Annotated in this window: 8 protein-coding genes; 1 reads left to right on the top strand and 7 read right to left on the bottom strand. The window is 49.8% G+C overall.

Annotated elements, in window-relative coordinates; all coding sequences use genetic code 11:
• Nucleotides 1-124: 124 nt before the first annotated feature.
• Nucleotides 125-1,870 (top strand): heparinase II/III family protein, encoded by a 1,746-nt coding sequence (locus tag Q669_RS17600; protein WP_081699756.1) that lies wholly within the window; start codon nucleotides 125-127, stop codon nucleotides 1,868-1,870.
• 24 nt (nucleotides 1,871-1,894) lie between these two features.
• Here Q669_RS17600 and Q669_RS17595 read toward each other — a convergent pair whose 3' ends face one another.
• The 7 genes from Q669_RS17595 to Q669_RS17565 all read right to left on the bottom strand — a co-directional run.
• On the bottom strand, nucleotides 1,895-3,157 hold the full coding sequence (locus Q669_RS17595) for a lipopolysaccharide biosynthesis protein (RefSeq protein WP_081699755.1): 1,263 nt from the start codon (nucleotides 3,155-3,157) through the stop codon (nucleotides 1,895-1,897).
• Nucleotides 3,154-4,353, bottom strand: coding sequence for a hypothetical protein (locus Q669_RS17590; protein ID WP_022993279.1), 1,200 nt, complete (start codon nucleotides 4,351-4,353; stop codon nucleotides 3,154-3,156). The genes Q669_RS17595 and Q669_RS17590 overlap by 4 nt, the downstream gene beginning before the upstream one ends.
• The gene (locus Q669_RS17585; protein WP_036149947.1) at nucleotides 4,350-5,591 is read right to left on the bottom strand and encodes a hypothetical protein; all 1,242 of its coding nucleotides are present in this window, start codon (nucleotides 5,589-5,591) and stop codon (nucleotides 4,350-4,352) included. The genes Q669_RS17590 and Q669_RS17585 overlap by 4 nt, the downstream gene beginning before the upstream one ends.
• A gap of 75 nt (nucleotides 5,592-5,666) precedes the next feature.
• Nucleotides 5,667-6,770, bottom strand: coding sequence for a hypothetical protein (locus Q669_RS17580; RefSeq protein WP_022993277.1), 1,104 nt, complete (start codon nucleotides 6,768-6,770; stop codon nucleotides 5,667-5,669).
• Nucleotides 6,771-6,807: 37 nt separating this feature from the next.
• The gene (locus Q669_RS17575) at nucleotides 6,808-7,998 is read right to left on the bottom strand and encodes a hypothetical protein (protein WP_022993276.1); all 1,191 of its coding nucleotides are present in this window, start codon (nucleotides 7,996-7,998) and stop codon (nucleotides 6,808-6,810) included.
• A gap of 364 nt (nucleotides 7,999-8,362) precedes the next feature.
• Nucleotides 8,363-9,820 (bottom strand): hypothetical protein, encoded by a 1,458-nt coding sequence (locus tag Q669_RS17570; RefSeq protein WP_152525069.1) that lies wholly within the window; start codon nucleotides 9,818-9,820, stop codon nucleotides 8,363-8,365.
• 26 nt (nucleotides 9,821-9,846) lie between these two features.
• A partial coding sequence (locus Q669_RS17565; protein ID WP_036149945.1) for a hypothetical protein occupies nucleotides 9,847-10,521 on the bottom strand: 675 nt, incomplete at its 5' end.

Here is a 10,521-nt window from a genome sequence, read left to right as displayed (position 1 = left end):
GGACCTATGAGAAATCCGGGCTAGCTCAAACGAAAACGATCAGAACAGGCAAGAACCAACAAATCATTACCAATCCTATTTCATCAATCCTGACGACTCGTCATCGGACTATTCAGACCAAAGTTTGCGCAACTTTTTAAGTACGACCAACGGAAATCTCTACAACCATCATCATGTCGATAAAGCGCCTTTACTTGCAGATCGGTTTCTTGAAGAGGGTTATTTTAAAACCGGCCACGAGAATCTCACACTGGAGCCACCGATGCCATGGGGCAAAATTTTTAAAGAGGACCCAAATTACACTTATGGCTTGAATGCCATGTACCCCACCGAGCAGTTTGTGTTTGCTTACAGGGAAACTGGAAAGGAGCGATATCTCAAAGTAGCTGAAAGCCTTCATCGGGACTGGATTGAACAAAACATTCATCAAGGTATTGTAAATAGATACAAATGGTATGACATGTCGACTGGGTTGCGAACCATTCAACTCGCATGGCTCGTAAAAGAGTTAATCGTTCTTGAGCGCTCCCCGGAAACTGTTTTATTTTTCCTCGACGCACTTTCGAAGCACATCCAACACTTGTCGAATCCGAACGAACTCGGGCAAGGTAATCACGTGATTTTTCAGATGGCTGGCATATACGCAACTTGCAACCTGTTGCCGAACTTTCAACCATGTGAGCTCGCACTACCTTACGCACAGTCGCAGTTCACTGCAGAACTTGAAAACCAATTCAAGAGTGACGGAATGCATGTGGAACACTCGCCGTCTTACCATGTGTATGTCGTTAGCAAGATCTACAGCCTACTGAAAACCGATTGGTATTCGGATTCAATTGAACAATATGTTGAGAAGGCGAGGCAAAACCTTGCGTGGCTGTATCGCCCTGAGGGACAACTCGTTCTTCTGGGTGATTCGGAACAAATGCCACCTAACTCATACTCCTACCTGAGCCGCTCGGTGGATTATCTCCTGAATGATGGCAATCAGGGCATCATCCCGGGTACCTCACCTGCGCTTTTTCCAGAGACCGGATACGGTATTTTGCGAACGGATTGGCGTGAAAAACCCTTCAACAAGCATAGTTACCTTTTTTTCAACGGAGCGAACCACTCCAACGTGCATAACCATCCCGATTTTTTAAGTATTATCTGGACCTCTGGAGGAACACCAATCCTCGTTGATTCCGGAAAGTACTCTTTAGATAATTCTGACTACCGGAATTACACGAAATCAACCCGTGCTCATAACACCGTTCAGGTTGACCGTCTCAATATGAGTGCTGCAGAGACCTACCCTAAAGGTTCATCAATCACCTACATCCATCACGACCACAACCTTAAGGTGGGTTACGTATCCGGGACCATCTCACGAAATCGCACATCCACCAGTCACACGCGTCATGTGACTATGCGAGAAGATAAATGGCTCCTGGTTACAGACTCGCTACACACAGATAAAAACCGAGAGTTTGACCAGTGGTTTCATTTCCATCCATCGATTACCGCAAAAGAAACGACAGCATCCACTGCAACTTATGCTATTGGAGGAACCGGGGACTACCTGCACATCTATGATCTTCTGAAAAATGCAGCAATCACCCAGTTCAGAGGGAGCGAAAGCCCAATGACTGGATGGTATAGCCCTCGACTATTCGAAATCCAATCTACTGAGAGCATAAGCCTCTCAAAAGAAGGACTGCGTTCGACGTATCAAACTCTGCTCTTGATCAGCGATTCGCCAACGCCGCCTGCACTTGCGAGTGAAGGTATCGAGTTCAGCTCATCAGATGGTAGGTTAGAATTCTGCGATCAAACAGAACCCGCTGTGTGCGTAAAAATCACGGGCTCAACGGTTACGCTGCAATGACAACGTAACCGTTCACACTGAGTCTCATGATTTCAGATTCTGGCGGGAAGCATCCTCTTGCCAAAGGAGCTTCCCCAGCCAAAGCGACAAAAGAATATAGAATGCGAACATCACCCAGGAAAATAGTGAAATCGCTAGCTCAACGCTCCAGCCAAAGGCATCGGGCAGGATAAGAACCGGAAAAGCCACCAACAACCTTAGTAAGTCCCATGTAAACAGGCCTCCCTGCCGACCCAACGCATTCATAAAGTTTGCCAGCGGCGACACAACAAATTGACCCACAAAAAAGGGCGTAAGCGCCAATAGAAAATCGCCAGATCCGCGCCATTCAACGCCCAGAATTGTTGGTAAATATGGACCGGCAAATACACCAACCAGGGCTATTGGAATGCCGCCCAAAATGGCTAAGCCCACAACGGCACGCGCATACAGTCGGAAACAACCCCTGTCACCAGAAGCCAACTTCCTAGCGAGCTCTGATGTCAAAACCTGAGCAACGGATTGCCCAACCAGTGCAAGGGGCGCCGCCATCAATCTCTGCACCAAGAAATAAATGCCCGCGACTGAAGGCGAATACACGAAAGCCAGCACCAAGGGCACGCCCTGCATAACCATAACATTTACTAATGCGCCCGGCGCAGCCACCAACGGAAACCGCCGATACCGTCGCATCGCAAACCACACCCGCTTTGCGCTAAGCAATACAGACTCGCGCGCAGAAATGAAGAGCCGACCGAGAACCCATACACCGGCAACACGGCCGGCCAGGTCTCCCGCCATGAGCCCTCCGGGAACAAAACCGGTAACGCCAGCGCCACCCTGCACACACACCTGCATGACAGCTCGACTAACTCGCGTCCGAACAACAATGGCTACCCTATGTCGGCGAACGGCCCAGTTAGAAAGCAGGTTGTAAACAGCCAGCAACGCGCCCGCCAGCGGAACCGCAAGCCACCAGGCCCCGAGGGCGGTTTCATCGAAGACCCATAGAATCAGTGCACCGATTCCGGTAAATAACACCAGGAAGATCGCGGCACAGAACAGGCCGCCTGCCACCAACAAAAGCGCCGTTCGATCGGTTCTGGGAATGTACACCGCCTGCTCATAACGTAGGCAGAAAACCGCGCCGAGGATGCCCGAAGTGCTGGCAAACATGGCCAGGAGACCGAAGTCGTCCGGGCCGTACAGCCGGGTCAAGATTGGGGTTGCAGCAAGAACAATCAGATTGCCGAGGGCTGCACCAGACAATAGCATCAACAGACGCTTTATTATCGGTGGTAGAATCATCCGGAAGCAATGCCAACCGGCTTAATAGATTTGAAATATAAGCCCATTGCCAACCCCGTCAACGGCCAAAATACAGGTTTCGATACAATAACGAGCAGCAAAACAATAAACATCATCGAGAATGCGACTCTTCGGTCAGCCTGTTCAGGGCTTCGGTCTGATCTCAAGACGGCAAGAGTGGAAATCAGAAATGCTGAAACGATGCTCAAAAGATACAAAACGAATCCGACACCACCATAGTTCACCCATGCCGACAACGCATTATGGGAGTACGCGCCCGCATGCCCTCCTTCACGGATATGGGCTCCGAAATCACCGAACACTGGCGCAGAGTCAACAATAGATAACGTACTTAGAAATAGTTCCTGACGAGCGACCCAGGACGTAGATTCAGAGAGGTTCGTAACCTCCAACTGCCGAGAGGCAGTAAGAGTGTCCCAAACCGAACCTAATCCCAGCAACACGACCACAGTGCCAGCCAACCCGGCAATCAAAAATCCCCTAGAGCGGGCCATGAAAAGCAAACAAAAACAACATAGCCAAAGCAAGTAAGAAAAGAACTCAGACCTAGCCCCGAGGACAAAAAGAACGTAGGTCCCCACAATGATAATCAGTACTTGATAACCTGTAGACCTAGACATAGCGATCAAGGGGAGTAGCGTCAGAAGAGCGCTTCTTGCGAAACCTTGATATGTCGCAACGCCATCATCTGCATGAAAGAATTCTCGAGCATAAAACATTATGTTCCCGGAAAACAGACTATAAATTATCAGGAAAACGAACATAGACAGGAGGGCAAAGATAAGAAAAATGGAGAAAAAAGGCTTCGAAAAATCTGTAAAATACCCCACGAAGAACATGGCCAGAATGAGCACGAAGGCCTGAAGAGACTGCGTGGCGGCCGTATTTCGATATGCTTCCCCACCCGCAACAAGAAAGTAAACAGAATAGCCCAAACACAACATCAGAAATGCGTACCAGAGTAGCGCGGTAAGCTTATCTCCTTTGAGAGTCTGCGGAAGCCAGGTAAAGACGCTCAAAACGGCAAAAACAAATCCAGCAATACCGAAGACAGCAATGCCACCCCCGAGAATGGGGGGCATTAATCCGAGAGCAATAAAAAGATGGTAAAAAAAGAAAAGTGGAAAAAAACAAAAATAAAGCAGATTTGCAAGCCAAGACCATTGATAAGTCACGTTCCTGCCCCCAACTCACTCTCGCTAATCAACTTGGCCAAAACAATATGGAGTTCCGCGAAGCCATTTTTCCAGTAATTGTTTTTACTGAAAAACGGATGCCGGTCACGTGAAGAAAGCGGTCCTTTATACTCCTCCGGAATAGCTTCTTTAGAAACGATGCGCATTTCCAAGGACTTGAAGGCCTCCTGAAGCTCCTTCCCACCAAGAAATGCATACCAACCATGCACGAGAGATCCACTCATCTCATTAGGCCCATAACCCTGAGATTCGCCGAGAGTTGCATAGCCATATCGGTAAACTCCATTAGACCCATCTAAAAAGTTTTCGAGAAGCGGCAAACTTGAGGAAGACTTTACAAGAACTCGATTAACGAACTGTTTGCGAAAGCCATCCAAAGCTTTCATATAAAGCTCATGACATTTGCTGCCGCTAGGCCCTCTGGCAAGACTCCTAAGCCACAACGGAAATCGGTGCGCGTGCCCGGTATCCAGACCAATATCCGCCACAATTCTCTTTTGAAGGCCCGGAGCAACTGAATCATTACCTGCGTAAAGGAAGTCCGGGTGCGTAGACCAGACACCCGGCTGAAAACGCCATGTGCCATCCTCATAGAAGCGCCCTGCCTTTCTGACCGCATCGCAAGAATCTTCAGCGATCTTTGCAAGCACCTTTTGCTTATCAAAATCCGCGGCCATTCCGATGGCGATAAGGTCACCAGTAATCGCCATAATAAACCACTCCTCATCGACTACCGCACGGTTGTGAGGCGGAGTAGTTGACTCACTTCTGGCCTTCCAAGACACACGCTGCGCCAGTCCCGCAAATTTGTATTGGAAGGTCACGTCATAACGGATTCGATAAAACCAGAAGAACTCGACCAACGTCAAAAGCCGCTTATACAGACGCTCTTCTGTTTCACTCCAATAACCGCGCTCTCTTGCCAAAACCAAGTACTGAGAGATCAGATAGCTGAACTGGGACACCCGAAGCGTATTTTCATCAAAGAGCAACGTCGTCTCGCTCAAGTATCGGTCCATTACTGCTCGGAATTGCGAACGATACCCCGCTGTTCCGGCACCCGAGAAGGAGTAATGCAAAGGAAGCATCAATGCATTAGCGGCATCGTAGCTCAGCTCAGGCAACCAAATTGGTTCTCGAAGTAACTCGCCGGCTGTTTTAGCCCACAAATCGTCAATTCGCGCTTCCCTCTCCGACCTGTGAGTGCCAACGATCATTACCCCGACCAGTAACACTAAGGCCAACGATCGGAAGAAAAGACTTACACGAGGTGAGGAATTCATAGAGAAGCGTCAGCGCTTTGCGCGCACCATGGGCGCAAGTAGAACACCAATCATAGCCATAATCGTCAGAATGACAGCACCAACCACCGCAAAGAAAAAGCGTTTTGGCGACTGAAGCTTCTCGTCCAATGTGGGAGACAGGAACTCAGTGTGGAAACTGTCACCAGACACCTCAAGCTCTACATTGTTAACTGCTTTGATTCTACTTTTTATGTTGGCGAGCCCAGAGATGTAAAGGTCTGGGTTTTCACGGGCGTTAATTTGTTCCATTTGACGCTTTACAACATCCAATGCAGACATCAGGGTGGAATCGGATAGCAAATATATCGGGATAGCTAAGTCTGGCTTTTGCGTATCCAAAACGATGGAAACTTCAGACCGTGCGTCATTTTCCGCACCCGAGCGCCTTAACTGGATCACACCTTCGAGCAAAGCTTGCCTCTCTCTCAACGCCGCCAGCGTTTGCTGACTTTCAAAACTGTAGTCCTCACGCAATTTGTCGGCAGACTGTCGTAATGCAGTCGCCATAGAATCTTTGAGCGACTCGAAATCGGATTTGAGAGTTTCAATGGCGTTCTCCTCCGCCAACGCTTGATAACTTTCACCCAACCACAAGGCCAGCTCAGGATCTCCGGCGAATACACTGAATTGCGCCGGTGCCAATATCTCGGCAGGATCTCCTTGACCGGTTTCAGGTGGGGTAAATTGCACAGAACTCAGAAACGCACTAAAGGACAAATCGTCCGACTGGCCGGACTTGGCAGCGAACGCCTCATATAATTTCCGCTTGACCGAATTGGACTGAGCTGCGTTTGTAAAGATCTGGAGCATCGAATTGACGTCAAAGACAAACTTCTCGTCACCATCACGGTCAATGAGAGGCTCGCTCAGCAACGAGTTGACTTTCCCTTCGGCAGGGGGCAAATAAGCCGCCTTGACGCCAAATCGGTCCGGTATCAACTGTGAAAGGACGAAAATGCCGAGTAATGCGACAAGAAATACCCCAATCAATAGCCATTTGGCTCTCCACAGGTGATTCACTGCAAGCGCAACTGAATCACCAGACTCGAAAGAGTCTTCATAAAAAGTTTTTTTTGCTTTATGTTCGGTCATGCGTGTTCCACCATCGGGCCTATTCACGATCATCCAATTAGTACTTCAAACACTCTGCGACGACGGCGTTTTGCCGATGCCATCGGAACTTCCCTGAGAGCCTCTTGGCGTTATCACGATATTGTTCAGACAGGAGTATTGTGCGCACCGCGGCAACCAGATCATAAGCATCACCACCATCATCCTCTAGTATAACGCCAGCTTCGGTTTCCCTAACTACATCTGCCATCGGAGGATTATTGCCAACGATGACTGGCAGGCCACGGCATAAAGCCTGGTACATTCTGTTTGGTTCACAATAGATCTGGTTTGGAGAGCTTGCTCGATAAAAGATGACACTAGCCACCGCGTGATCTGCAAAACGGGCGAGGCTTAACTGAGGCACCTTACCCTCGACCCAGACCAGTCGCTCGAACCGTTCAGGGTAACGTACCTGAAAACGCTCAACGAGCTCGGAATCTGCACCACCAACGAAAACCACTTTCAAATCTGGCCACCGGCCGGAAAACAGCGCGCTGAACACCGTCTCTGCATGACGCAGAGAGGTTCCACCACTTTGGACCAATAAGTATCTCTCCCCATTTAACCACTCCTTTAAGTCTGAATTCAGCGGTTCTACGGGCTGAGACGCATACTCGTCGTCAGCATAATTGTGAAGTATGAAAACATTGGAGTCGGCCTCCAACATTTGACACGATTCGAGATATCTCGCTCTTGACTCGTTTGCCACCACTAGACAATCTGGAACCCGAAAAGCTTGGCGCAACAACGGCTTAAATAGGACAGAGCTTAACCAAGACTCAGGCGGCAGCTCATGTTGATCCCAAACGATTCGATCGACTCTTCGCAGAAGGCGCATGAGAGCGGCAACAGGCAGAAAAGGCATCAGCACCGGGTCATGAATCCAAACCACTTTTTTCTTAGATTCGCCTCCTCCCAGCCCCCAGTTAGAGAGCAATAACCTCAAAACAAACTCAAGCACATGTACAACAACGAACTTGTGTCCCGGCAACCAGCGACGGCTCCAAAGGGAGAAGGAGCGGTACTCCACGCCTTTCCAAACCTCTCCTGACGATCTCTGATTATCGTCAAGCAGACAACTGATGGATACCTTATAGCCTAGTTCCTGGCAGGAAATTACCTCTTTTCGTAAACGGTCATCAAACTCCAACGCGCTGGTCTTTATGACCATATTTACCTGACCAACCGAAACATTCTCACTAACCAAAAGGGTTATCTCCTTTCAAACCAGGATTACTACTCCTGACAAAAACAGTAGTGAGCCCGCAAGAAAAATTGCATAAAAATGCGGACTGGACTCAGGCAGGCCAATCCGCGAATACTGCGGCCTCACGAGCGCTGCGATATTACCGGCTTATGTGGCCAAATCCAAATTAAATGGCCGGAGTCTACAAACTGGTTTGAAGTAGCGCTACTTGAGCCAAGGATCAACAATGTTCAAAAGAAGCGAATTGGACCGGTCCGGAACGTTCCGTGCTGATCGGTGGTACTGCGCCGCTGCGCATCAATTTTGGCAGAAGATGATTTACCTTATGAACCATGGCGAAATTGTTTGCACTAATTACTCAAGCTCACCGACGAGCCTGCAGCCTGGCTTCCTTCCTAGCCTTCTTGATACTCATACGCTCAGCCTTTTCGAATGCCCACTGAGCGTCCCTGGCAACGCTTTTCAGGGTTGCATCAAGCTCCTTCACTTCAATCCACTCCTCGAAACCGAAGCCCGGCTGTCGGGCTCCGCGAAGACTTCGGAAATACTTCTCGCCTCGGCGTGCAAATTCTTTCTGCAAGGCTCGCAGATCAATATCAGAGTGCAGCCGTGCCACCGCCTTTCGCCCAGCGCTGAATGATTCGAACAAACTTACGAATGCCCTCGCGAATGTTTTTACAATCAGCATGGGAACAGCCGAAGCAAGAAGCGCTCCAGCACACAAAATCACAACGATAGCAATCAAAAGATTGGCAGCACCACCACTTGCCGCGCCCATTGCAGCGCCACCGGCGCCTCCAACGGCAGCGCCTGTAATCGTTGCTGCCCGCGCTCCATCACGCCCATGGGTGTTGACGTAATTCGCACCCTGCTCGAGCATGCTCATCCCAAGAAACCAAGCCACGGTGACTGGTTCTACCGCGAAACACTCCCTGAAGAGGGTTTTCAGCTCGTACTTCTCACTTGCCATACTGGCAAGGGCGCCTACCAGCAGAGCTTTCAACTCCGTTTCATTAGCCGTGTCCAGTACAACCGGCGATATACTCACAAAGCCTGTCCCGGTTTCACGCTCAATGTAATAGTTAATCGAGTTACCTCTCCGGCCACTGTTAATAACGAGAACAACATCCCTGGCCGGCTTGCACTCAGTCACAGCTTCATCAAATAGACTCATCAGGTTTTGCTCGGCATCGGTTAACTCATCTCGTCTCAATAAACCAATTGGCCGAACGTCATCAAATATACCGATATCAGCCACTAGCAGCACAGCGGCAGCGAGTTTATTCACCAAAAGGTGGACAGGAACGGCAAGAAAGATACAGATGGGATAGAGATTACCCCAGAACAACGTGAAAAACTCCGGCCAGTCTGCTGGCATGCCATGATCGAGCGCGTCCTTGGAAACACCCAGCATGGCAAAACCCGATGCCCAAAAGACCAGCGCAAGCAGATGAACCGAAAGCCTTGCCACAAAGCCGACAAAGGTCTTTTTGCAATACCGCCCTCGGGGTAGCCTGTTGGCCAGATCGTATCTCTCGAATTTACTATGACTTCCCAGAGATCTCAGATACTTCTGAATGAAAGCGTCCTTAGCTTGAGGCGAGGCAAACTTCTGTCTCGCCTCCGCAACTTTCTTCTTGGCAATATCATGCTCTAGCTCAATCTCAGCGTGATCTGAGCGGGTGCGAGCCACTTTGGATAAGCCGGCACTTCTCAATACAGAGGGCAACAGAACCAGACACGCCACCAGGCCCAGCAATGCAATCCCATGAAGTAACGCTACATCAACCGGTTCCAGATTAGATGACTGGTAAGTAGGCAAAGCGACACCTACGACAGATGGGGCGATTACCAAAGGTAACGATGCAAAAAGATAACCCAAATCAGATGTGCTCGCCTATAAAAACGCTGATGAGACACGGCAGAGGCTATCCAAACCGACACCAGAAGCGTCGTAGCCAGGAGCCACATGGCATAGAGTTGTATGTAACCGGCGATTGGGTCCTGCCTAAACACGGCGTTCGTCATCGAACCGGGCACATTAGCACCCTGAACGTTTACCATATAAACAAGCAGCGCTGAGACTGTCACCAGTGCAGTTGCCAGGGAAATGAACGCACCGGGCCTGAACACCAAGCGCAGAACTTGCCCGGTTAATCCCACGGCCACCATTAGAGACACCAGCACGCCGGCGTCTACAGCCAGGTTCGCACCCGGCAGCCTGAGCCCCGTTTGCCACTGAACCAGAGATACAAACTCTTTGGGAAGGAACTCTCCTGCCCCCGGTAAGTCCGGCATTGCCTGCCCAGCCAGAGCAGAGGCTATACCAATGCAACACGCGGCGATCACCCAGACCACGAAGGCGGGCGACAACTTCTCAAATCGTTTGCAAAGAATCCCAACTAACAGTGCCGAAAAAACAGCCAGCACAAAACCCAGCGTGTTCCATAACGCAACGGTTTTACCCAAGGCGCCCCCACTCGATTCCGGAAACCAAAAAGACCTAGGAGTCTGCGCGGCAGA

This window comes from Marinobacter sp. C1S70 (genome assembly GCF_000475355.1).
In the GTDB taxonomy this organism is placed as follows: Bacteria; Pseudomonadota; Gammaproteobacteria; order Pseudomonadales; family Oleiphilaceae; genus Marinobacter; species Marinobacter nauticus.
Note: the sequence above shows the minus strand (reverse complement) of the source record. Positions and strands in the feature narration are given on the sequence as shown.